The sequence below is a fragment of the Bradyrhizobium forestalis genome, from assembly GCF_002795245.1.
Lineage (GTDB): Bacteria > Pseudomonadota > Alphaproteobacteria > Rhizobiales > Xanthobacteraceae > Bradyrhizobium > Bradyrhizobium forestalis.
Genome location: NZ_PGVG01000003.1, coordinates 46,940 through 72,424 on the forward strand (window position 1 = coordinate 46,940; position 25,485 = coordinate 72,424).

A 25,485-nucleotide genomic window follows, 5' to 3' on the forward strand; every position below is an offset into this window, starting at 1 on the left:
CGATGCGCCGCTGTCTGATCATGCGGCCTTGGCGTCGACGTTGCCGATCCAGTCGCGGGCCAGCGTCACGTCGGCTTGCGACAATTGGTGGCCTGCCGGCAGGACCCTGTGGGTCACGCTCGCTCCTGCTTGCGAGAGCAGAGCCGCTAGCCGTGCCGAATTGCTTGCCGGCACGATCGGGTCGCCCTGACCTGAGAGGAGCAGAACGGGCTTGCCTGCAATATCGGCGTTCGGTGGATCCGACAGCGGCACCATGGCGCGCAGCAGGATCGCACCGGACAACGCCTCCGGCCTCTGCAGCAACAGCGCCGCCGCGATGTTGGCGCCGTTGGAGAAACCGACCGCGATCGGCGCGGCGAGGCCGTAGCGCTGCCGCGCCTCCGCGACGAAGTCACCGAGCTCGCGCGCGCGGCGGCGTACGTCGTCCTCGTCGAACACGCCCTCGGCGAGGCGGCGGAAGAAGCGCGGCATGCCGTGCTCGAGCACGCGGCCGCGCGGCGCGAGCAGGGCGGATCCCGGCGAGATCAACTTGCCGAGTCCGAGCAGGTCGTTCTCGTCGCCGCCGGTGCCGTGCAGCAGAAGCAGAGGAGGGGAGCCCGCGCTGGTCGCGGGCTCGAAGCGATGGATGAATGCGGTTTCGGTCATGACACGGTCTCTTCCAGGCTCGGCAAGACCCCCTCGATCTGCTTGCGATGCGGCTCGAGGAAGCTCGGTAGCTTCAGGTCGCGTCCCAGCGTCGCAACGGGCTCGTCGACCGCGAAGCCGGGGATATCGGTTGCGATCTCGAACAGCACGCCGCCGGGCTCGCGGAAGTAGATCGAGCGGAAGTAGTTGCGGTCGCGCTGCTCGGTCGGGTGCAGGCCGTGATTGCTCACGAGCTTTTGCGCCATCTTGCCCTGCTCGGCATCGTCAGCCGCACGGAAGGCGATGTGATGCACCGAGCCGCCGCCCTGATGTCCCCGCAGGAAACCCTTGGCCTCGTAGATGTCGACGACGCTGCCTTCGACATCGCCCGCGGCCTTGAAGCGGATCACCGAACCCTCGCGTCCCGTCTCCTCGAAGCCGAACACATCGGTGAGAATGGCAGCCGTCTTCGCCGCGCTGTCGAGCAGCAGGGTCACGCCGTGGAAGCCGCGGATCGCATGCTCGGCCGGCACGTCGCCATTGCTCCAGCCCGGCTCGTTCTCGGCACCGGGAATGCCGATCAAGGCGAGTGCCATACCGTCGGGATCGGTGAACGGCAGCACGGACTCGCCAAAGCGCTTCTCCAGCGCCTCGTAAGCGATGCCCTTCTCGGTGAAGCGCTGCGTCCAGTAACCGAGCGAGCGTTGCGGCACGCGGAAGGCGGTCTGATGGGTCTCGCCGACGCCGCGGCGCCCGGCCGCGACGCCGGCCCAGGGGAAGAAAGTCAGGATGGTGCCGGGGCGGCCGGTCTCGTCGCCGTAATAGAAGTGATAGGTGCCGGGATCATCGAAATTGACGGTCTTCTTGACGAAGCGCAGGCCGAGATCCCGGGTGTAGAAGCCGAAATTGCGGATGGGGTCGCCGGCAATCGCGGTGACATGGTGCAGTCCAGACATCGTCGTCCTCCAGATTCGGGGAGCGGTCTTGCTCTGGCCGGAAATATCGTTCCGCTTTGGATTGGAGACAATCCATGCAAATATGACGGCTATGTCTACGATTTGGAAACAATTGGCGGGGCCCGGCCGTTGGATAAGCTCAGCAGCCTTCGGGCCTTCGTGAAGGTGGTCGAAAGCGGCAGCTTTGCCGAGGCAGGCCGGCAGCTGCGGCTGTCGCGCTCGGCGATCAGCAAGTACATCGCCGACCTCGAGGAGAGCCTCGGCGTCCAGCTCCTGAACCGCACCACCCGGCACGCCAGCCCGACCGAGAACGGCCAGCGCTATTTCGAGCGCGCGGTCGTGATCCTCTCGGAGATCGAGGCCGCCGACCAGGCTGTGACGCAGGCCCAATCGGCGCCGCGCGGGCTGCTTCGCGTCAACGCGCCGATGTCGTTCGGCACGATGCGGCTCGGGCCGGTGCTGGCCGATTTCATGGCGCGTTATAGTGAGCTTCAGCTCCAGATCGTGCTCAGCGACGATCTGCTCGATCCGGTCCAGGACGGTTTTGACGTGACGTTGCGGATCGCGGAGCTGGAATCCTCCAGCCTGATCGCGCGAAAAATCATGCCGGTGGCGCGCATGATCTGCGCCTCGCCGGATTATCTGGCGCGCCACGGCACGCCAAAACATCCGCAGGATCTGCGCGAGCATGCCGCGCTGACCTACGGCTTCCTGCTGACGGGCAATCAGTGGAAGCTCACCGGCGCGGATGGCGACCATTGGATCCAGCCGGCCTGGTCGCTCTGCGTCAACAATGCCGAGGTGCTGCGCGACGTCGCGATCAAGGGCAGGGGGCTGGCGTTGCTGCCGGAGTTCATCGCCGCCGATGCCTTGCGGAAAGGCGAGCTGCGCACGGTGCTGGATAGCTATTTTGCGCCGCCGCTCGCGCTCTATGCGGTCTATCCGCCGACGCGGCATCTGTCGGTGAAGGTGCGGCTGTTCATCGATTTTCTGGTCGAGCGGTTTGGCCGCGATGTGGACGAAGCCGGCGGGCGCAGGGCGACGACCCGCTAGAGGAAAGAGGTCAGCGATCTTGTCGGAGATCGCGAGACAGGTCGACCTTGGGCCAGATGCGGAAGAGCGCCTTCGAAACAGGTTTTGGTCAGCTCGATCAGATCGGCAGATGGCTGGACACTATTATACCGCAACGGAAACCTGAACTTTCTTCCGATCGCTCGGGACTCATACTTGCGTCCCGGCTTCGCGCCTTAGAACCAGAGAGCTTCAGCCGCTGCCGGGGCGTCGCCGAGGGCTCTCTTCCATGCCGCAGCGAAAAGCGGCGGCACGATGTGTAGCTCGCCGGCACTTCTCGACTTGATTTCAACAAGCGCAGGAGGAGCCTATGCGGAAGTCTCTCACCCTTTTCCTTTCCGGCCTAACCCTGGCCGTCGCGGCGTCAGCCGCCGGAGCCGGCGAGCGGGTGCTCGAGTTCAAGCTGATCACGAAGCCGATCGACCTCAAGGTCATCGAGGCCGCAAACGTCGAAGGACAGACGGTTGTGTCTGGTAAATTCTTTGGGGTCGCCGTCTTCAGCGATGGCCGTATCGGAGTGAAAGAGTTCGTGAATACTTCGGACCTGCTTAAAGGATCTGGCCCCTTCTTCGGCTATAGCACTTACACGTTCGAGGAGGGCTCGATCACGGCGCGCTACGCTGGTTCGGCCAAAGATGGCAAATCAACGGGCCAATACACGATCCTATCGGGCACAGGTGCTTATGCGAACGCCACGGGTACGGGAACAATCGAAAGCGCGCCGAACCCGTTCAAAGGCGTCAACCTGCTGAATATAAAGCTCGTCGTTAAAACGCCCGGCTCATGACCGCGCAATGGTCACAGGTTTCCGGCACGAAGGAGATTGATCCCTCGTGTGGGTGTTGGCCCGGCTGGCGGCACATTGCCGGCCGGGCGACCCGCTGAAGAACGATTGGAGTCGGAAGATTGATCCTGTTGACCAGCTGACTGGAGACGGTCCGCAGCCCGGACTGAGCGCTGATTAGCTGCGGCGACCGTTCACGGACGGACGCGGTCGCCCCACTGGTCTTGATCGTAGGCCTGCAGGATGCGGACAAAATCAGCCATGCTGGATCGATCTCCGTGTTCGGCGACAGTCGCAACCTGAGTTTCGGATGCGGGCGGGTTCCCTTGCCAAAACCGCACGAGGAGATCGGCGAAGCTTCTCATGGCGTACTCTCAGCAGCCAAATGTGGCGGTCGACACCAGGTCTTGAAGCGGCATCGTGCCGCTCGTTCAGGGGAAAGGCCGGCGGGCGTTACGCCGCCGGACTTGTCCTGCAACTGCCGGCTCGCGGGGCCGGTTCCGTTGCGTTTCACTCTGCGCTCGTAGATAGCAAGAGCACCTGGTCGTCGCCATTGTGCGGGGGTATGACATGACCATACTGAGGTAGGGTCAGACGCTGCGCTGCGAATTTAGTCGAGCGAGCGCTGCCCGGAGGGGCGGAGCAGATTGTCGAGCGCGCTCATCGACGCTACCCGCAGCGCTGCGAGTTCGCGGGCGGCACTCGGGCATTCCAGCAGGGGCATCGCGGCCGCCGCCAGCTCGATCTCGCGGCAGCGTTCGAACAGGCGGACGAGACCGAGCGCACTCGCCGCGCTGCCGAGCTGATGCGCGGATCGCGCCAGCCGCGCGTGATCGCCAGTCGCCGCAGCCTTGGTGATGTCCTCGATCAGCTTCTCGCCGGTCTCGTCCAGCAGATGGTGGAGCTTGTCGATCTGCGCGGCGCCGAGCAGCTCCCGCTGGTCTTCGAGAAAGTGGCGGTCGATCAATGCGCCGGCCGCAAGCTGTGTTGCGGTCGTCTCCTGCGCGGGATCGTCCTCGATCGCTTCGCGCAGCGCGTTGATCAGGATCGGCTTGCTGACGACCTTGGCAATGCCGGCGCCTGCGAGCCGTTCTCGGGCGCTGCGCGACACGTCCGCGGTCACGGCGATGATGCGCGGCATCTTCGGCAGACCGAGCTTGGCGATCCGCGACGCCGCCTCCACGCCGTCCATGTCGGGCATGTGCAGATCCATCAGGATGACGTCGAACGCCTGGTCGCGGGCGAGCTCGACGGCCGATGTGCCGTTCCTGGCGACCGTGGCGCGGTGGCCGAGCCTCTTCAGGATCGCTTCGCCGACTTCGCAATTGACGGGATCGTCGTCGACCAGCAGCACACGCAGCTGTCGCGACGGCGGCGCAAGCGCGCCTTGCGCGATGCCGTTTCCGGCAAGGCCAAGCGGCACTTCGAGCGTGAAGGTGCTGCCTGCGCCCGGAGTGCTCTCAACCGCCAGCTCGCCGTGCATCAGGCGGGTGAGGCGGCGTGCGATCGCAAGGCCGAGGCCGGTGCCGCCAAAGCGCCGCGCGATGCTGTCGTCGGCCTGGACGAAATCCTCGAAGATCCGCTCGTGCAGGTCGGGCGCGATGCCGATGCCGGTGTCGCGAACGGTGATGCGCAGCAGGACGTGATCGTCGCGCCGCTCGGCCGCCGCGTTCACGCCGCTCCCGCCGTTCGGGGTGAACTTGATCGCGTTGCCGATCAGATTGAGCAGGATGCGATTGAGCCGGACGGGATCGCCATGCGCGGCGGTGTTGACCGTCGCATCGCCGGCGAGGCCGAAGGTCAAGCCCTTGTCCAGAGCCTGCGGGCGCATCAGGTCGGCAGCCGCTTCGATGAGCTGGTCGAGACGGAAGTCGCGCGTCTCCAGCATTTCGGTGCTGGCCTCGAGGCGCGCATATTCCAGCACGGCATCGACCAGCGCAATCAGCGTTTCCCCCGACGCCGCCGCGGTGGCGAGATGGCGGCGCTGGGCCTCGCTGAGGCTGCCGTCGTCCAATAATTGCAGCACGCCCATGACGCCGTTCAGTGGCGTGCGCAGCTCGTGGCTGACGACGGCGAGAAAGCGCGACTTGGTCTCGTTGGCCGCGACCGCCGCGCTGCGCGCGCGCTCGGCGGCGTCGTGCTCGGCAAGCGCCTGGTCGCGCGCCTTCTCGAGCTCCGAGGTGCGCTCGACCACCTTGCGCTCGAGCGTGGCATAGGACTCGCGAAGATGCGCCGCCATGCGGTTGAACTGGTCGCCGAGCGCCTCCAGCTCGTCACCGGTCTTGATCGCGAGCCGCTGGCCGAGATCGCCGCTGCCGATCCGCTTGGCTCCTTGCGTCAGCACTTGGATCGGCACGGTCATGCGCCGGCTGAGAACGAGCGACACCAGAACCGCACCGACCAGCAGGATGACGAGGAGAAACGTCGAGCGGCCGATCGAGGCATAGATCGGCGCGTAGGCTTCGGTGAGCGGCAACTCGACGAACACCAGCCAGCCGAGCGAAGGCACCGTCGCATAGGTCGACAGCACGCGCTGGCCGGACAGATCCTCCTTGACGAGGCCACCCGAAGGCGGCCCGACGCCGTCGAGCGCGGCGCGGACATCGGCATGGCCGGAGAGATCGCTGCGCTGTAACGCCCGCCACAGGTCGGGATGGGCGATCAGCACGCCCATGCGGTTGACCACATAGGCCTTGCCGGTGTTGCCGACCCTGATCCCGGCGACCAGGTCCCAGATGAAGCGCAGATTGACCTCGGCGACGATCACATCGGGAGCGCGGCCGGTGCCGCGCGTGGCGAGCGTCATGAACGGCTCGGTGTCGCCGAAGAAGTAGACGGGTCCGTAATAGGCCCGGCTGTCATTGGCGCCGCGGAAGGCGGGCGAGGTGGAGAGGTCGGCGTTGCTGCCGACCTTGTCGGCGACCCGGCGCGACACGCGCACCTGCTCGCGGCCCTGCGCGTCGAGCCGGGCGATCTCCGCGATCGCAGGCGAGAGGCGCAGGAGGCGGATGGCGTTCAGCCGCTCGTCCTCGTTGCTCGACAGCTCCGGCGGCAGCCGCGCGAGCCATCTGATCTGGTTCTCGATCTGGCCGATGAACTGGCCGATCTGGATGGCTGCGGAGGCGGCCTGCTCGCGCTGGGTTGCCGCCAGCAGCTGTTTCTGCTCGCGATAGGAGAACCAGACGTCGAAGCCGGTGCTGATCGCAAGGGCGGCGAAGACGAGAGCGACGATCGCGTAGAGATATTTTCGGAACAGCCGGCCGGGAGGCGTCCGCAAAGGTTCCTGGTCGGCCGGCTCGTTCACTCGCGGATCTCGTCGGCGCGCGCGAGCAGCGTGAACGGGATCGTCAAGCCGAGCGTGCGCGCGACCGTGCGGTTGATCAGCAGCTCGTATTTGCGCGGCGATTGCACCGGCAGATCGCCAGCTTTGGTGCCACGCAGGATGAGATCGACATAATCGGCCGAGCGCACCTCGAGCGTCGGCCCGTAGCTCATCAGCCCGCCGACATCCATGAAGTAATGGAACGGATAGATCGTCGGCACGCGGTATTTGGCGGCTGCCGCGACGACCGCCTGCCGGTTGACCACCAGAAAGCTGTCGACCAGCGCAAGCATCGCCGCCTTGGGCGGTTCGGAGAAGCGCCTGATGGCTTCGTCGATCTCCGTCGGCACGTTGACGGGCGCGGGGACCGCGGACACGCCGCACGCTGCGGCCTCCTGCTCGATCGATTCGAGGAAGAAGCGTCCGCCGCGGGGAGTGGTCGCCGGGTTGAACAGGACGCCGACACGCGCGACATCAGGCACCGCCTCGCGGATCAGCTGAAGCCATTTGCCGCCCATCTCGGCGGTGCTGTTGGTGAAGCCGGTCACGTTGCCGCCGGGATGCGCGAGGCTTTCGACGAAGCCATTGCCGACCGGATCGTTCGCGGTCGCAAACACGACCGGAACGGTCTTGGTAGCGGCGAGGACAGCCGCGGTCTCGACGGTCGATCCGGTCAGGATCACGTCCGGCTTGAGATCGAGCAATTCCTGAACGGCCGTCGTCAGTCTGTCCGGTGCGCCGAAGGTCGAACGGAGCTCGAGGCGGAAGTTGACGCCTTCGACCCAGCCGCGTTGCCGCAAGCCGACGATGAGGCCGCCCAGGCGGGAGGTCGGGCTGTCTGTCATGCTCCGTCTGGTCAGCTCGTCGTCGAGCGGCAACGCGGTCAGCGAAGCGACGATCCGCATGCGATCCGGCGTTGCGCCGAGCGCGATCCAGCCCGCGGCCGATGCACCTGCAAGGCGAAGGACATCGCGGCGGGCAACCGCCGGCACAGTGTGGGCAGGAGCGCGCCGCTCGATCATGAATTGCTTCGCAAGACTTCCCCGAGCCGCTGCATAACGCGAAAGGCCGATGACCACAATTGATGAAAAAATACGCTTGTGAATGTTCATTCGCAGCGTTTGGCAGCCCGATACCGTATGCCTTTGCGGCCAGGGAGTCGCTGTCTCGAGCGTTGTCTTCTCCGCGACGCTTTGTAACGCCTTGCGGCGTCGCAACAATTGCCGTCCGGCTGAGCTGACGGTTCGGGGAAGCCGATTTCGGTACTGCTGATTTTTGAAGCGTTGTTTCAAGTTTGTTTCGAAGGTTTTCGATGCGCAGAATCTATCTCGTCCCGGCCCTCGTCGGCCTGCTCACCTCCCTTGCAGTCGGGCCGCTCGCGGCCCAGGGCGCCGTGCCGAAGCAGAAGGCTGCGCCGGCGCCCAAGGCCAGTGCCGCCGGGACGCCGGTTGCTGCCGGTGCGACATCGGCGGCTGCAGCCGAGACACCAGCCGCCGACGACAAGATCAAGACGATCGATGGCTTCCGCTCCGCCAAGTTCGGCATGAACGAGGCCGACGTGCGCGCGGCGATGGCCAAGGATTTCAACGCCAAGCCCGATGCCATCAAGGCGCAGGACAATGCGTCGGAGCTGACGCACAGCATTCTCCTCTCGGTGCCGGAGCTGCTGCCGAACGGCGGCGCCGCCGAGCTCTCCTACGTGTTCGGCTACAAGTCGAAGTCGCTGATCCAGGTCGGCGCGGTCTGGTCGAAGGGGACCGACACTGCGATGACGCCGGAGAAGCTGTTCTCCAACGCCAACATCCTGCGCGCCCATTTCATGGGCGAAGGCTTCAAGCCCGACTCCATCGCGGTCAACATGCCCGTCGCCGGCGGCATCGTCATGTTCCGCGGCAGCGACGCGAGGGATCGCTCGGTGATCCTGCTGCTGCAGGGCACATTCGAGAACAAGGAGAACAACCAGCGTGTGCTGACGCCCACCAGCCTGCTGCTGTTCTACGTCGCCGACGCCAAGAGCCCCGACATCTTCAAGCTGCCGCCCGGCCAGTTCTGATGCCCGGATCGCACGACATTCTCCCACCCGGTTGTGGATCGGCGCCAATGCCGATGACGAGGATCTGAAATGCGCGGACCATCTGCGAAGCGAGACAATGGCGAGCTGACGACGCTGCGGGGGCTTGCACGCTTCCGTTCGATATCGCTGCTCTGCGCGATGCAGATGGTCTTCCTGCCGGTGTACAGCGTCCGCGTCCAGGCGCAGACGGCGAACGTCATCGTGCCCGATGGACGCACCGGGACCTCCTTGCAGACCTCCGGCAGCGTCACCAACGTCACGACGTCGACGGTCTCGGGCAACAATGCCTTCAACTCGTTCTCGCAGTTCAGCGTCGGGCAGGGCAACACCGTCAACCTGCAACTGCCGACCGGCACGCAAAACCTCGTCAACATCGTTCGCGACGCCCCGGTCTACGTCAACGGCACGCTGAACTCCTACATGAACGGCGCGATCGGCGGTAACGTCTATTTCGCCGATCCCAAGGGCTTCGTGGTCGGCCGCAGCGGCGTGGTCAATGTCGGCAGCCTCAACGTCTCGACGCCGACGCGCGAGTTCACCGACAGCCTGATCGGCCCGCAGGGGCAGATCAACGGCACGGCCGTCGGCAATCTGATGGCGGGCTCGTTCCCGGTCTCACCTGATGGCAACATCCGCATCTATGGCCGCGTCAACGCCCAGGACGGCGTGCGCCTGACCGGGCAGAACGTCTATGTCGGCGGCGCCAGCCAGCGCGACATCGCCAATCTCGACCACGCCGCGAAGTTCGCGGCGTCCGTCAACTCCAAGGGCCTGCGCAGCGCCAGCGCCATCACCGTGCGCAACGGCTCGATCCATATCGGCGCGGTCAACAATGCCAGGGTCAACGGACGCCTGACGGCGCGCAGCACGACCTCGACGCCGAGCAACATCACCGTGCAGGTCGGCAACAATATCGAGATCGGCAAGAACGCCAGACTCAATATCGCGAGCAGGACCGGCGATGCCGGCGAGATCCGCCTGAAGGCGGCGCAGAACCTCACCGTGGCGGGCGGAGCCAAGTTCAACGCCAGCGCGAAGACCGGCAATGCGGGCCTCGTCGATTTCAGCGCCAATGGCGTCATCGACATCGGCCAAGGCATCAAGGTCAATCTCAGTGCGGACCACGGCAGGGCGGGCACGCTGCTGATCGACCCGACCGACCTCGTGGTCGGTGATGCAGCCCAGGGCGATAGCGGCGTGACGCTGTCGAACAGCTCTGTCGCGGCTGCGCTCGCCGGGCTCAGCGCCGGCGCCGACTATCTCATCCAGGCGGATCATTCCATCACGCTCGCCGCGCATGCGCTGATCGATGCCCGCCGTCTCGATGGCTCCGGCCATTCGACCGGCAACGCCAACAACGTCATCATCGACGCGCCGAACATCGAGATCACGAATGGCGCGCAGATTCTCGCCCAGTCGGTCAATTTCGGCGGGACCACCTATGCCGACGGCAATGTGACGCTGCGGGCCACGGCGAGCGACATCAAGCTGTCCGGCCAGGCCACCGCGGCGACGGCCATCACCGTCGACGGCAAGATCACCGGCGGCACCGTCTCGATCACCGCGACCTCGACCGCTGTATCCAGTTTCCTCGACGGTTCGCCAGTTGGGGCCTTGGCACTCGTCGGCTCGACGCTGGCCGGCTCGCTGCTGGGCCTCAATGGCGGCTATGTCGCGGCCAGCGCTACGGCGACCATCACCATCAACGGCCATGCCGACATCAACGGCCGCGGCGATGTCACCATTTCCGCGCATGCATCGGAGACCGCGTCGGATCCGGCCGTCGCGTCCACCTTGCTCGGCAGCCTCACGCCGGTCGCGGCCGGTGTCGTCGTCGGCAAGATCGACGGCACGGCCACGACCAACGTGGCCTCGGGCGCGACGATCAATGCCGGCGGCAACCTCGAGATCAAGGCGCTCAACGACGCGACCATCGCCGTCTCGGCGCTGGCCGCATCGACGAGCGCGCAGATCGTCCCGACCGTGGCCTATTCCAAGGGATCGGTAACGACGATCGCGAACGTCGAGAGCGGCGCGCATCTTGCGGCGGGCACAGTGAACACGAGCGGCAGCACGCTGAAGGTGCGCGCGATCAACAACAATTCGTTCTCGACCAGCGCAACGTCGGTTGCGGCGCCGGGACTAGGGGCGAGCGGCGCCGTCGGCGGTGCGTTGGCCATCAGCGATGTTACGACGTCCGTGACCGCGACGCTCGGCGCATCGCTCGGAACCGATACCGCCAACCGGATGAACGGTTCCGTTCTGGTCGAGGCGACGTCCGACACCACGAGCAATTCCACGATGGCATCGTCCATCGCCGGCCTTCCGGCGCTGATCGCGGCGATCGAGAGAGGATTGCGCGCCGTCACCGCGCCGACGTCGATCATCCAGGCCCACAGGTCCTCGCTGATGCCACTCAACTTCAATTGCAAGGCCGCCGGCGCGCTTTCCCTCGCCAACAGCACGCAGAGTGCGACCGCCGCGATCGCGCAGAATCCGAGCGGCGGCGCGCCGAGCATCTATGCCAGCGGCAACGTCGCCGTCGCCAGCAACGTCATCGATCGCGGCGTTCGCAGCAACGCGACGGCCAGCGCGATCACCAAGGACGTGGTGTCCGGGGAGAGCACGGCGATCAGCGCGGCCGTCGCCTGGGGCAATTTCACCCACAATTCGAACGCCTATGTCGGCGACGGGGTCTGGATCAACGCGGCGAATATCGCCGTTGATGCCACCACCGAACAGCCGATCACCAACACCTGGCTCAAATGGGATGGGCTCGGTGCAGTTCTCAGCCACCTCAATGGAAATCTCGGCGTCGGCGGCAACATCCTGACCAGCTACGCCAATGCCACGGCGGACGCCGGCGACACGATCGGCATCTCCGGTTCGCTCAACCATTTCGTCGTGAACAACAATACGACGGCGTGGGTCGCGGGCAGCGCGAGCCTGACGGCGACATGCACGACCGCGGCCTGCGGCAGCAGCTGGGCGGCCGGAATGGACAATGGCGACGTCCACACCTACGACGCCACCATTCAGATCGCGGCGACCACGACCACGGCGTCGATCGACGCCGCCGGCAATGTCGGTACGCTCGGCTTCCTGACCGGCAACACGTCGGGCGGTTCTTCGGTCGGTGGCGCGCTCAATCTCGTCCAGTTCAACACCAACACCATTGCCGGCGTTTCGGACCGCGCGACGCTGCGGGCGTCGGATGACATCGCCGTCAACGCGATCACGTCTGACCAGTTCGTCGCTGTCGCGCCGTCGTCCGGCAAGGCCGCCGGCGCGCTGGCGCTGAACGGCATCACCTCGCTCGGCTTCCTGAACAACACGACGCATGCGTCGATCTCGAGCCAGGCCACCGTCTATGCCCCGACCGTCGGCATCCTGGCGCAGCAGGATCTGTCGGTCGTGACACTGGCCGGCGCGATGAGCCGGAACACCAGCGGCGGTTCGGCGGTCGGGGTGGCGGTCGCCTATCTCGGCGCAAACACCGACACCTCCGCCTATATCGGCGACAACCATTCCGACATTCGCCCGGGCGTGTTCAGCTCCAACGATCCGTTTGCCGGCACGAGCGGCGGCAGCGGAGCCGTCAATGTCGACAATCTCACGATCAGCGCGACCACCTCCGGACGCATCACGGCGGCCGCGGTCGCGGCGTCGATCTCCGAGCCGCAGGCGTCCAGCTTCTCCGACAAGGCGGGCGCCGCCGGGGCCGGCGCGACCGGAGGGGCCGCGGGCGTGGCGACGGCCGCGAGCAAGATCGGCTCGACCTCGGGATCGAGCACCGAAGGCTTCAGCATCGATCTCGCCGGCAGCTCGTCGATCAGCGACGTTTCGCTCGGCACCAGCGCCTATATCAGGAACACGACGGTCAACAAGTACACCACGACCGGCACGGTGGTGACCAAGACGATCGTCCAGGCGCTGAACGACACCATGCTCAACAATGGCTCCGGCTCGGCGGCGCTCAATCTGGCCGGAGCATCCGCGCAAGGGGCTGCGATCGGCGGCGCGATCGCTGCGGCGATGTCGAACAATGCGACGCTTGCCTATATCTACGGCACCACCATGAACGGCCAGAGTTCGGTGACGGTGCAGGCGCTCAATGGCGGCTCGGAGACCGTCGTTGCCCTCGGCGTGGCGGGATCGAAGTCCAATGCGGCGTCGCTGTCGGCCTCGGTCGGCATCATCACGGATAGCGCCAATGCCTATATCGAGAGCTCGACGATCACGGGCCAGTCCTCCGGCGTCAATCGCGCGCTCGAGGTCGACGCCTACCAGACCACCAACATCGCGATCGGCGGCGGCTCGCTCTATATCTCGGGCGGCCAGGCCGGCGTCGGCATCGGGCTGACCTATGCGTCGGTCGCCGATCCCACGGGCGGCAACGCAACCGACGCGCATATCCGCAGCACGTCGATCTCCAACTACGACACCCTGCTGGTGATGGCCGACAGCGCCAGCGTGATTGCGGCCGGTGCGGCCTCGGGCGGGGCAGGCTCGAACGGGCTCGCCGGCGCGATCGTCGTCAGCGAGATCACGCCGACCACGACCGCCTACATCAACAGCGGCGCGACGGTGAACATCAACGTCGGAGGCGTGACGGTGCTGGCGGACAGCGGCGCCGTCTCGGCGCTGGACACGGCGCTCGGCAACCTCGTCAAGAAGTCGAACAACAACCATCTCGCCGAAGACACTTGTACGGTCGCCGGCGGCACGGGCGGGCAGAACTGCATCGACTTCGGCGCGGCCGCGCTCAACGGCGGCACGGGTAACGGTCCGGGGGCCAGCATCGTTTCCGTCGCGGGCCTGATCCAGGCCGGCAAGAACAATGTCGGTGCCTCCATCGTCTACGACACCATCGCAACGACGCATTCGGCCTATATCGCTAACGTGCTGATGTCGGCGCCCGGCAATGTCAGCGTAAGCGCGGTCGATGCCTCGAAGATCCAGTCGGTCACGATCGGCTTCGGCCTTGCGACCGGACAGTTCGCCGGCGTCGGCGGCACCACGATCAGCTCGATCGCAAATACGGTTTCGGCGGCCATCGGCAACAACCTGTCCAGCGCGTCGCAATCCTCCGTCACGGGCCGCAACATCTCCGTCAACGCGACCGACAATTCCAGCATCACCGGAACCGCCGCGATCGCCGGCGCCTCGACCCAGGGCAGCGCCGCGGGTCTCGCGCTCGTCTACAGCAGCATCGCCAACAATGTCAGCGCCGGCGTCACCGGCTCCAAGCTGGCCGCCTCGGGCAATGTCGCGATCGGTGCGAACTCGAACGCCAGCATCTCGACGGTCGCCGTCGGTGTCGCGATGTCCTCGCAGGTTGGCCTCGCCGGCTCGGTCGCCACCAATCTGAGGGGGACAAACGTCACCGCCAGCATCACCGCCGCCGGCACCAACGGCATCAACGGCGCCGACGTCACCGCCACCAACAATGTCGGTGTGATCGCCGGCAACAACGACAAGGCGGCCGTGTCCGCCGGTGCCGTCTCGATCAGCAAGGGCGCGGCCGGCGGCGCGGGCTCGCTGGTGACCAACCAGATCACCGGAACCACCGCGGCCTATATCTCCGGGGCGAGCACCAGGGTCGACGCGCTCGGGACCAGCAGCACCGATACGCTGTCGGTCAACAATGGCACGCTCGTCCACGCCTTCGATCTCGGCACCGCCCATGCGCCGACCGACACGACGCCCGATCTCTCCGAGAACCAGGACAGCGTGCGCGGCCTTGCCGTGGTCGCGAGCTCGCACCAGGCGGTCGTGACCAACGTCGCCTCGCTTGCCGCGAGCAGCGGCATCGCGATCATGATCAACCCGATCACCAATGTGATGAGCGGGGCGACGCGGGCCTATATCGACAGCGCGGCGATCGACACGCGCCTGACCTCGTCGACGCTCAAACCGCAGATCGAGGTCGCTGCGTCGAGCTTCTCCTATTCCGGCGCGTTCGGCGCCGGCATCGCCTATGGCAGCAGCGGTGGCGGTGGTGCGACCATTGTCTCGACGACGATGTCGCGCGAGACCTTCGCCTATATCACCAATTCCACGGTCGGCGGCGTCCAGTCGTCGAGCCCGACGGTCGGCGCCGTCACCGTGAAGGCCAACGCGGAGCAGGATGCGTCCTCGATCGCGGTCGGCTTCAACACCGGTTCCGTCGGGCTCAACGTCTTCCAGGCGACCACGGAAGCCTATGTCGACGGCGGCGCGCTGACGGCTTCGTCGCTGACGGTGAACGCCAACAACAACACCGGTATTTTCTCCGCGAACGGTTCTGGCGCATACGGCAGCCAGGCCGCGATCGGCGCGGCGTTCCTGGTCCAGGTCTCCTCGAACCGGACATTGGCCTATGTCGGCGACGAGTTTCGTTACGAGGGCGGCACTGCGCCGCACACGACCGCGCTCAATTTGAGCGGCGCGCTCGACGTCGAGGCCAAGACCAAGAACCGTTTCGAGGCCTATGCGATCGGCGGCGCGCTCTCGACCGGCACGGCGGCGATCGCCGGAATGGCCAACATCGAGGTCGCCAACAACACCACCATCGCCGGCGTCTACGACACCACGCTGCAATCGGTGACGGGCGGCGCGGCCGGTGCGGTCACGATCAATGCCAATGAGGACGTGGCGATCAAGGAGATCGCCGGTGCGCTTGCGGTCGGCGCCAGCGGGGCAGGGGTCGGCGTCGGCGCCGCGGCCAACGTCATCGTGTTCAAGAGTCGGACCGTTGCCGAGAGCTGGAACAGCAATCTGAACTCGTCCGGGGCGATCAACGTCACTGCGCTCAGCACCAAGGAGGTGCTGTCCTACGCGGTCACCGCCGGCATCGGCGGCAGCGTCGGCATCGGCGCGACCGTCGGTGTCATCATCATCGGCACCAATACCGCGGACGCCGACACCCAGGGCCAGCAGACCGGCCAGCTCAATCAGGGCGGCAACGGCACTATCGCGTCCGTGAACAACGGCACCAGCAACACGCACGGCGGCAACGCAGTCGCCAGCGGCACCGCGGGCAATCCGAACAGCGCCAATGTCAGCTCGACCTACGACGTCAGCAATGTGCTGAGCGGCGGCAACGACGTGGTGGTCGCGCAGATCGCGGGCGGCAACGTCGCGGGCACGCAGGTCAATGTCACGGCGACCAGCGCCAATGCGGCCAAGATGTATCTGCTCGGCGCCGGCTTTGCCAAGAATGTCGGCATCGGGGCCGGCATCGGCTACACCAGCGTCAACAGCACCGTGCTCGCCAATCTCAGTGACTACGGACGCAACGGCTCTGGCGTGCTGGTGGCTGCGGATACGCCTTTGGTCGTCGCGGCGCCGTCCGTCAGCGTTGCGGCGGTCGTCAAGGACGCCAACACCGGACCTTATGGCGGCAAGACCATCGACACCGAGGCAATCGCCGGCGGAGCGGCGCTTTACTTCGGCGCCAACGCAGCCGTGGCGGTCGGCAATGTCACCAACACCGTAACGGCGCTGCTCGGCGGTCAGATCACCGGCACGGGTGGGACCGGCGCTGCCGTCATGGCGCAGGATACCACGACCCAGGTGGTCTTCACGGGCGGTGTCTCCGCCGGTGCCGTGGCCGTCGGCGCTTCGGTCGCGACCGCAAGCCGAACGAGTTCGGTCGTGGCGCGGGTCTTGAACGGCGCCACCATTGACACTTCGCAATTGCTGATTGGTGCAGCCGGGTCAGGTACCCTGAGCACGACGGCAACCGCACTCGGCGGCGGCATCGTCGCCGGCACGGGCGCGGACGCTGAGGCCACCGAGAACTCGGGCGTGCTGGCGGAGATCGGCGCCGGCGCCTCGATCACGACGTCCGCGAGCGGCATCGGCACGCTGGTGTCGGCGGCGATTGCGCCCAACCTGTCGAGCGAAGCTATCGGCGTTTCGGTCGGTGGCGGTGCCGTCGGCGTCGCCATCGCACAGTCCACGGTCGGCGCCACGGTGACGGCCGATGTCGGCGACGACGTCCGCCTCTCGGGCGGTGCGCTCGACGTGAGCGCCAAGGCGCTGGTTCCGACCAGCGGCACGACGACCTGGGCCAAGGCGCTCGCCGGCGGCGGCGGCTCGCTGATCGGCGCGCAGGGCAGCTACGCCCAGGCGTCGCAGAACGTGACTGTCAAAGCCTATGGCGGAACGGGGATCCGGCTGCCCAACGCCGACGTGACCATCGAGGCCGAAAACGACAGTGCCCAATACGCCGAGGCGGCGGGCCTTTCGAGCGGCTTCCTGGCGCTGGGCGCTACCGTCGCGCAGACGTCATCCAGCGCGCACACCTATGCCTATCTGGGCGCGCCTGCGGACATGGATGTCCTCAACCGCGGCAATTACACGGGAACGCTCTGGATCAAGGCCATCGGCACCGACACCAACGTCTCCAACGCGAAGGTCGGCGCGGGCGGCACCTATGCCGGCGCGGCGGCGGTTGCCACCACCAACTCGACCGCGGTGACCAATGCGCGGTTCGACGGCGGTTCGACGGACGACACGCTCTATTTCGGCGGCTTCCGCATCGACGCCAAGCACACCACGAATTACCTTGCGAGCGGCGACGCCTATCAGGCGTCCACGGCCGGCGTGTCCGGCGGCAAGACGCGGAACGACGTCGATTCCACCACGACGGCCGAGGTCGGAACGCATCTGATCATCAACTCGGCGGCCGGCGACATCGTCGTCATCGCCAACGACATCGTCAACCAGGCCGGCGGCGGTGCGCGTTCAGGCTCGGGCGGCTCGTTCTCGGGGGCGGCCGCGCTCAGCGAGTCCTATGTGACTCAGAACGTCACCACCAATATCGGCGCCGGCACGGTGCTGAGCCTCAACGACGATCCCAGGACCTCGACGGCGGTGATCAACATCGAGGCCTACAACACGCTGAACACCACCGACACCGCGAGCCTTGCCACCGCCAGCTTCTTCGCCGGCGGCGGCGCCGAATCCAACATGACGGCGAATGCCACGCTCGCGGTGAACATCAACGCCCGCGAGCTGTTCAGCGCCGGCAAGATCTATGTCGGTACGGCAGCGAAGATGGCGGCGTCCAACAATGCCAACGCCAGCCTCTACGGCGCGATCGCGGGCGTCGGCGCCAGCACCAACAGCTGGGTGCATGCCAACCAGTCCGTGAATGTCGGCGACAACACGAAGATCGTGGCCTGGCGCGATATCACCATGTATGCCGGCCTTGCCGGCGACGGCTCGGTCTTCAGCAGCGTGCAGGCGACGGCGACGACGGTGGTCTACAACAACACGGCCATTCCGATCTCCACGCTGTACCGCGGCACGGCCAATGCGGACGACACCACCAGTCTGACCCTCGCTCCGACCTCGAGCGTGCTCGGCGCCCGAAATATCTATCTGGGCGCAACGCAGGGGCAGGTCACGGCCGCCGGCAACGGCAGCAACTACAATCCCTATCTCGATATCTTCAGCGCCAAGAACAGCGACAACCACAGCCACACCAGCGGCACCGGCGATGTCGCGCTCAACGGCCTCGTGGTGGCGGGCATCAACAACGACGTGACCATCACGATCGACCTCGGCGCGAGCACGCCGACCCTGAGCACGACGAGCCCTTACTCCGCGCTGACCCTCGAATCGGTTTCTGACATCAATCACTTCAATCCGGTGATGAGCTGGAACCACCAGACGGTGCAGTACACCATCGTCGGCAACTTCAATCCCTACCAGTTGGTGGTCAACCAGTTGGCGACGCTGACCGGCCTCTCCGAGGCGCAGGTTCGCTCCCGGCTCGCGGCGGCGACGGCCACGAACCCCGCGACGATGTCGCCCTCCGGCACCGATCCGACTGGCGACATCCAGCGCCAGATCGACACGCTGATCAAGCAGGCGCCATTCACCTCCGACGCGCCCGGCAACGCCTTCGCGTTCGGCGACATGCTGGTATCCGCCGGCAACGTCTCCATCCTGGCGCAGAAGCTGACCGGAAACAGCGGCACGAACCCGGCCGCGCCGGCGGTCATCGCGCGCAGCTCGCCCTTGATCAAGATCGAGAACAAGGGCCTCGACTTCATGAGCCTCGGCAACCTCACGGTCACCGATGTGAGCGGAGGCAACATCACTTACCGCCAGATCGACCATGTCGACCCGGATTCGCACTCCAACGTGACCTTCACCGCGATGCCGAGTGCATCGCCGGTCATCGACGTCTCGGCCACCTACAACCGCCTGGATCCCGACAGCGGCCAAGGAATCGACCAGAACGGCAATGTGCTGACCCGCACGCCCGACATCTATTTCAACGGTGCCGCCAACAACCCGAACGGTCTGCTCAAGGTCCTCAACAATCTCGGCAGTGTCGTCGCATCGCAGTCGCTCAGCGCCGCGACCGTCCAGATCGTGGTGCCCAAAGGTACGTTCACCTTCCTCGGCGGCATCGGGAGCTTCTACGACAGCAGCAGCGCCGTCACCTCGCAATGGGCCAGCACCGAGAACAGGCCGGAAGACGCGCTGACGGCGGTGATGACGGCGGCGACCTATCTCGGCGCCTACGGCGCTTACGAGACCGCTCCGCATATCGGTTCTGGAAGCGATCACCCGTATTTCTACTATTGCTGCGCGGACGGCAGCCACGGCGTGTATCAACCCGTCGGCAACGCTGACGCCAGCACGATTTTCACCGCGCGCATGCTGATGACGTATTACGACGGCACCTCGCTCTATTCGGCGATCTTCCTGCCGATGGGCAAGGGCGCGCCCGGCGCCGCCGGCAATCCCAACGCCGGCAGCGTGCCTGACGTTGCGACCCTCAAGATCATCGAAGGGCAGTCGCCGGGCTCGACCAATGTCGTCGTCGCCCCATGGCAGAAGACGACCTATGACGGCCGGAACGTTTACACCGATAGCGGTCCGTACAAGACGCCGTTCAATTGTGCGAGGGACTGCGATGGCTTCTTCCAGGTCATCAATATCCAGCCGGATGCGATCACGCCCAAGACCGCGGATACGCCGGCGACCGTGACGGACACCCGGACCATCAGCGCCCAGGCGGTCATCATCTCGGCGTCGGTGATCAACATCAACGGCAAGATCCAGGCCGGCTCGAGCAGCAATTACTCGGTCAACATCGGCGCCGACGCCTATGCTGCCATCTACGGCACCAACGGCCTCAAGAACCGCAACAATGGTGCGGACTTTGCCGCGGCTCAGGCCAATGCGCGGAACGGCGTTTATTACGACGTTTCGAGCTCCGTGACGACGTCGGTCAGCGACGACGTCAAGATCGGGGTCAGGTACAACGCTCTCACCGACCAGTTCGTCCTGAACGGCGTGGTGCAGGGCGCGGGCGGCTATGTCTATCTGAACGGCAAGATCATCTCGACCTCGACCGACAATACCCAGACTCAGGGCAACATCGAGATCAAGGGCGGCGCCGGCACGATCACGGTCAACAACACGAGCGGGCTTGCGCTCGTCACCAACACCATCAATACCGGCGCCACCGCCCAGAGCGTGGTCGAGATCGTCGACCAGCTCAAGGGCAAGACGACCTGGTGGGTCTACGATCCCAAGGCCGCGAGCAACCAGCAGGTATCGAAATACGAGGCCAACAGCGTCACTGCGCCCGCACCCGACGCTTCGATGCTTGCTGCCAGGACCGGTACGTCGGGCATCCAGTACGCGACCCAAGAGAATATGCTCTACCAGTGGGTCGACACCGCAACGCTGGATCGCCCGACCAACAGCACGCAGTTCGACTACGGCTGGCACTTCACGCCCAATCAGGCCACCGGGGCGAACTGGACCACCACGACCAGCCTGGTTTCGGGCGTGCAGAGCACCAACTACCAAAAGGTCACGACCGCCACCGGCAGCTATCACTGGGCGGACGGCGTCGACTCGCACGGCAACCCCAATCCGCTCAACACGCATCCGGAGAAATGCTGCGGTGCGGACGCCCAGTTCAACTGGTACCAGCAGATTTACGATCACCTGACGCTGACGCTGACCAATACGGTCAAGGCGTCGAATCCGATCAACATCAAGTTCACCGGCGGCGGCAATAGCGACGTCCTGGTTAATTCGACCTCCGGCATCGTCATCAGCGGGTCGATCAACAACCTTCAGGGCACGACGACGCTCAACGCCACCGGCACCAACTCGTCCATCACGGTCGGCGCAAATGCCAACAACCCGGTCATCTCGGGCACGAGCGTCACGCTCCGGGGTGACGGCGGCATCGGCACGCTCGGCGCCACCAAGGCTCCCGTCCAGGTGCAGCTCTATGGCGGCAGCCTGACTGCGAGCTCGATCGATCGCGACATCGCGATCGCGGCCGTCGGGTCGCTGTCGATCAACCAGGTCAAGGTGAATTCGGCGGGCGCCACGCCGCAGGGCAACGTCTTCCTCTCCGCGGTCGGCGACATCAACTCGGCCTCGGCCTACAACGTCGCGAGCCCGGTCGTGATCGGCAAGAATATCGAGATCAACTCCACCTCCGGTGCGATCGGCGCGCGGAGCACCGTCGTCAATGGCGCGTCCACCCTGACCAACATCAATCCGCTCGTGATCCAGGCGACGGGGACGGTTCAGGCGGGCGGCAGCGTCGATGGCGGCGTGCTCGACAGCGCCTCGGCCACCGGCACCTACATCATCCAGTCCAAGGGCGACCTCCGGCTCGGCACGATCCAGTCGACCGGCGGCCCGGTCTTCCTGGAAGCCGCCGGCTCCGACGGCAACCAGGCCAGCATCCTGAACGGCCGGGCGGCGGTCGGTCTCACCCAGGCGCAGAGCCAGCATCTGCAGAGCGTCTGGGCCAGCCTCGACCTGCTCAGCGGCAACGCCGCCACCAATGCCGTCAACAGCTACCAGGCGATGGTGACCTCGGCCTACAACGATTACTTCCAGCTCAAGAACATCGCCTTCCCGAACGGCAGCACCTACGCCCCGACGTCGGTGGGCCTGACGGTGTTGCGGGCGCAGGTGGCTGCCAAGCTCGGCATCGACCCCGCGAACGTCACGACGACGCAGATGAAGACCGAGGCCACGACGCGGTTCCTGCGCGATCAGTTCCTGCTCGGCAAGATCAGCACCGACGAACTGAAGACCTCGCTGACGAGCTTGCTCGGCAGCGCACCTTCGGATCCGCTGGGGACGCTGTTCGGTAGCTCGCTGTCGACGACGTTGTTCACGAAGCTGTTCGACGGCGTTTCGACGGCCAACCAGCGCATGCCGACCAACACGGCGCTGCAAACGGCGCTAGACACGTACAATGCGAGCTACAGCTACACACTGGCATCGACCGAGCGGGTCTACGGCATCATCACCGCGGGTGCGCAGTGGACCCAGAGCCAGCTGGCCTACACCGTCTCGTCGTCGTCGATCGGCGCGGCGCCGCCGCCGATCGACGAGAACGTCATCGCCAATGTCAGCGCCAACCAGATCATGCTCTACGCGCCGCGCGGCTCGGTCGGCAATTCGGCGGCGCCCCAGACCTTCACCTTCACCAGCGTCGATGCCTCGTCGCTGACGACGGAGCAGAGGGCATTGCTGTCCTCGGCCGGTCCCGGCCAGCTCACCGTCGGCGCGGTGACGGACCCGACGACCCATGTCACGACCTATACGGTCAGCCTGTCGCAGCAGAATCTCGTCGTCGTCGACAACCCGATCGCGATCTCGGCCAAGGCGCTGACGAACGTCTATCTCGGCAGCAAGAATGGCCTCGCGCTCGGCGGCGTTACCGCCAATTACGGCCCGATCACGGCCGCGCAGGCCAACGGCATCGAGGTGACGGGCCGCGGCGACGTCAAGCTCGACGCCGTGAACAGCATTTCCGCCAATGCGGGCGGCGCCGTGATCTCGGGCGATATCGCCAACCTGACCCTGATCGCCGAGCGCGGCAATGTCGGGTCCAGCTCGAATGCGCTCCAGATCGCGTTCGCCGACGCGGGTAACGACCAGCTCGACCAGGTCTCGTCGGCGCAGGGCATCTATGTGAAGCAGACCACCGGCGATCTCGTCCTCGGCAACATCGCCGCCGGCAATGCGATCCAGCTCGCCGCGACCGGCAGCATCTACGCCGAAGCCGGCTTCACGGACCGCTCCGCGATCCACATCCTCGGCACCGACCTCGATCTGCGCGCCGGCGGCAGCATCGGCTTCAACGGCTCGGCCTTCCAGCCGCTCCAGGTGAACATCTCGGGCGCGGTGACCGGCTCGGCGGTCGGCGACCTCAGCCTCCTCGCCGTCACTGGCGATCTCGTGGTCGGCACCAGTGGCCCCTCCGGGACGCTGACGGCCGGCGGCGCGCTGACGCTGAACGTTGCGCGCGGCGCGCTCACCATCAATACCAGCATCACCAGCAACGGCCTGATGCAGCTGCTCGCCAATCGCGGCATGACCTTCGCGGTCGGCACCAGCGCTGCGCCGGTGGTTGCGACCAGCAGCTCGGACGGCGTGACGCTGGTGGCCGCCACGCTGTCGATGGGCGCCTATTCGGCCATCGACGCGGCCGGATTGATCTCGGTGACCACCACGGCCGATGCGACGATCGGCCAGCTGAATTCGTCGCTGTCCTATGCGGCCGCTTCGAACGGGGCCTCGATCATCGTCACCGCCGGCGGCGTTGCCTCGCTCGGAGCGATCATCGACAATGGCGACGGCCGGACCAAGTTCCTCGTGTCCGGCGCCGGCGCCGAAGTGTCGCTGAGTGCATCGAACGGCATCGGCAACGCGACGGGCCGGTTCACCACCAACGCCGCGCGGCTGTCGGCGAGCACGAGCGCCGGCAGCATCTACCTGAAGGCGCTGACCGACACCGAGGCGAGCCTGCTGTCCGCTGTGAAGGGCAGTGTGACCATCGTCGGCACGGGCGGGCTGACGCTCGACCAGGTGCTGGCGGGCACCACGACCGGCGCGAGCGGCAGCTTCAGCGCGATCGCAAACAACGGCAGCATCATGATCGGCACCGCCGACAGCAGCGGCTCGCAGACGGTTCGTGCGACCCAGAATGTGACGTTCAAGTCCCTGACAACGACCGGCAACAGCGGCGATGCCGGCAACATCGACGTCACCGCCGACAACGGCTTCATCCTGGCGCAGACGGTGATTTCGGGCGGCGTGACCACGCTGGGCTCGGTCTCGGCTCACGGCTCGGCGAGCCTGCTGGCCGCCACGACCATCACTGGCAACACGCTCGCTGCCACGACCGGCTCCGGGCTGCTGACGGCCAATGGCGGACCGATCAACTGGAACGTCCTCAACGTCGGGACGACGCTGGGCGTGACCGCGGGGCAGGGCAGCATCAACCTCCAGACCGCGCAGAGCGGCGGCACGCAGACCATTCACGCACGCGACAACGTCACCTTCAACGCGCTTACCGCAACCGGCATCAATGGCGATGCCGGCAGCATCAACGTCAACGCGGACAACGGTTTCATCCTCGCGCAGACGGTGACATCAGGCGGCGTCCCGACGCTGGGCTCGGTCTCGGCCCACGGCTCTGCGAGGCTGATCGCCGCGGGCACCAACACCGGCCATAACCTCACGGCCTCGACCGGCAACGCGGTCCTCAGCGGCACGGTGGTTCATTGGGATAATCTCAACGTTGGCGGCACGCTCGACGTCACCGCGACGGCGGGAGGGATCACCGTCGGCACCGCCATCAGCGGCGGCACGCAGACCCTGCACGCCGTGAACGACATCGTCTTCAGCCAGCTCACCACGACGGGCATCCCGGGCGATGCGGGCGACCTCAACGCCAGGTCCGACACCGGCTCGCTGCGCGGCGGCTCGATCTCTGCCCACGGCGATACGCATTTCGAGGTGGCCGGATCGGTCTCGTTCGACCGGATCAGCGGCAACGTCGTCAAGATGCGGTCGTCGGGAGATCTGACGATCAACTGGGTCAGCGTCGTGAGCGAGCTCGATCTCGCGGCCGATACGATCAACGTCAGGGGCGAGCAGATCCGGTCCAACCCGGCGATCCCGCTGATCCTGAACATCACCGGCTACAACGGCGGCGTCGCCAAATCTGCCAACGTCTGGATCGACCCTGACAGCATCATCGTCAACCAGTTCAGGGTGGTGGATGCAAACTTCTGGACCGACGCGCACGCCGTCTCGATCCTGAACGGCTATGTGCCGGGCCAGCTCATGCTCACCACTGCCACCCAGCAAGTGCTGCTCAACAACCGCACGTTGGCGCCGTCCAACTGGCCGACGCTCCAGCTCTACCAGCCGGGCGGCGTGTTCACGATGAGCCAGGTCGGCAACGCCAGTGTCAGCAACGCCTATGTGGTGTTCTATACCGGCGATGTCTCCGCGACCGTCACTAATTACGGGCCGAGCCACACCTGCTGCAACGTCTTCACCGGTGCCAGCATGATGCGCAACATCGCGGTCGACGGCGAGGGCAGAGAGAGCATCGAGAACTGGCTGGCGAAGAAGGATGGCGGGACGTTCTACCTGCTCGGTCTCTCCGGTCAGGCGCGGCTCGACGCGCTGCTGACGCCGCGTCCGGTCGAGGCGATCGGGTCCGGCCCCGCCGTCAATATCGAAGGGCTCAGCGACATGCGCAAGCTGCGCCGTCAGGGACAGCGTCTGGGGCGCGCGGGCTGGAAGGACGCTTCTGTCCAGACGGCGAAACCGGCCGCGGCCCGTCTCGCGGAGGCGTGGTAAG

The 25,485-nt window shown here is 65.9% G+C and carries 8 protein-coding genes; 4 read left to right on the forward strand and 4 right to left on the reverse strand.

All coding sequences use genetic code 11. The features are described from left to right. Positions 1-18: 18 nt before the first annotated feature. Both CVM73_RS04705 and CVM73_RS04710 read right to left on the reverse strand, forming a co-directional pair. Positions 19-645 (reverse strand): alpha/beta hydrolase, encoded by a 627-nt coding sequence (locus CVM73_RS04705; RefSeq protein WP_100230852.1) that lies wholly within the window; start codon positions 643-645, stop codon positions 19-21. Continuing rightward, positions 642-1,580: a ring-cleaving dioxygenase gene (locus tag CVM73_RS04710; RefSeq protein WP_100230853.1), complete on the reverse strand. Its 939-nt coding sequence runs from the start codon at positions 1,578-1,580 to the stop codon at positions 642-644. Before CVM73_RS04710 ends, CVM73_RS04705 begins: the two co-directional genes overlap by 4 nt. A gap of 129 nt (positions 1,581-1,709) precedes the next feature. Here CVM73_RS04710 and CVM73_RS04715 point away from each other — a divergent pair, with 129 nt between their 5' ends. Both CVM73_RS04715 and CVM73_RS04720 read left to right on the forward strand, forming a co-directional pair. Next, on the forward strand, positions 1,710-2,633 hold the full coding sequence (locus CVM73_RS04715; protein ID WP_100230854.1) for a LysR family transcriptional regulator: 924 nt from the start codon (positions 1,710-1,712) through the stop codon (positions 2,631-2,633). Positions 2,634-2,961: 328 nt separating this feature from the next. After that, positions 2,962-3,438 carry a hypothetical protein gene (locus CVM73_RS04720; protein ID WP_100230855.1) on the forward strand — a complete coding sequence of 159 codons (477 nt, stop codon included), beginning with the start codon at positions 2,962-2,964 and terminating at the stop codon, positions 3,436-3,438. Positions 3,439-4,045: 607 nt separating this feature from the next. Here CVM73_RS04720 and CVM73_RS04725 read toward each other — a convergent pair. Both CVM73_RS04725 and CVM73_RS04730 read right to left on the reverse strand, forming a co-directional pair. After that, complete coding sequence (locus CVM73_RS04725) at positions 4,046-6,739, reverse strand: hybrid sensor histidine kinase/response regulator (protein WP_100230856.1); 2,694 nt, start codon at positions 6,737-6,739, stop codon at positions 4,046-4,048. After that, positions 6,736-7,779, reverse strand: a complete 1,044-nt coding sequence (locus tag CVM73_RS04730) for an ABC transporter substrate-binding protein (RefSeq protein WP_100231115.1) — start codon at positions 7,777-7,779, stop codon at positions 6,736-6,738. Before CVM73_RS04730 ends, CVM73_RS04725 begins: the two co-directional genes overlap by 4 nt. Positions 7,780-8,069: 290 nt before the next feature. Between CVM73_RS04730 and CVM73_RS04735 the strand changes: the two genes are divergently transcribed. Together CVM73_RS04735 and CVM73_RS04740 are read left to right on the forward strand one after the other, a co-directional pair. Then, the gene (locus CVM73_RS04735; RefSeq protein WP_100230857.1) at positions 8,070-8,810 is read left to right on the forward strand and encodes a hypothetical protein; all 741 of its coding nucleotides are present in this window, start codon (positions 8,070-8,072) and stop codon (positions 8,808-8,810) included. 69 nt (positions 8,811-8,879) lie between these two features. Next, positions 8,880-25,484, forward strand: a complete 16,605-nt coding sequence (locus CVM73_RS04740; RefSeq protein WP_100230858.1) for a leukotoxin LktA family filamentous adhesin — start codon at positions 8,880-8,882, stop codon at positions 25,482-25,484. Position 25,485: the final 1 nt, after the last annotated feature.

Excerpts from the sequence above, each read along its gene's own strand:
- CVM73_RS04705 (WP_100230852.1), bottom strand. The coding sequence starts at position 645 with ATGACCGAAACCGCATTCATCCATCGCTTCGAGCCCGCGACCAGCGCG.
- CVM73_RS04710 (WP_100230853.1), bottom strand. The coding sequence starts at position 1,580 with ATGTCTGGACTGCACCATGTCACCGCGATTGCCGGCGACCCCATCCGC.
- CVM73_RS04720 (WP_100230855.1), top strand. The coding sequence starts at position 2,962 with ATGCGGAAGTCTCTCACCCTTTTCCTTTCCGGCCTAACCCTGGCCGTC.
- CVM73_RS04730 (WP_100231115.1), bottom strand. The coding sequence starts at position 7,779 with ATGATCGAGCGGCGCGCTCCTGCCCACACTGTGCCGGCGGTTGCCCGC.
- CVM73_RS04735 (WP_100230857.1), top strand. The coding sequence starts at position 8,070 with ATGCGCAGAATCTATCTCGTCCCGGCCCTCGTCGGCCTGCTCACCTCC.
- CVM73_RS04740 (WP_100230858.1), top strand. The coding sequence starts at position 8,880 with ATGCGCGGACCATCTGCGAAGCGAGACAATGGCGAGCTGACGACGCTG.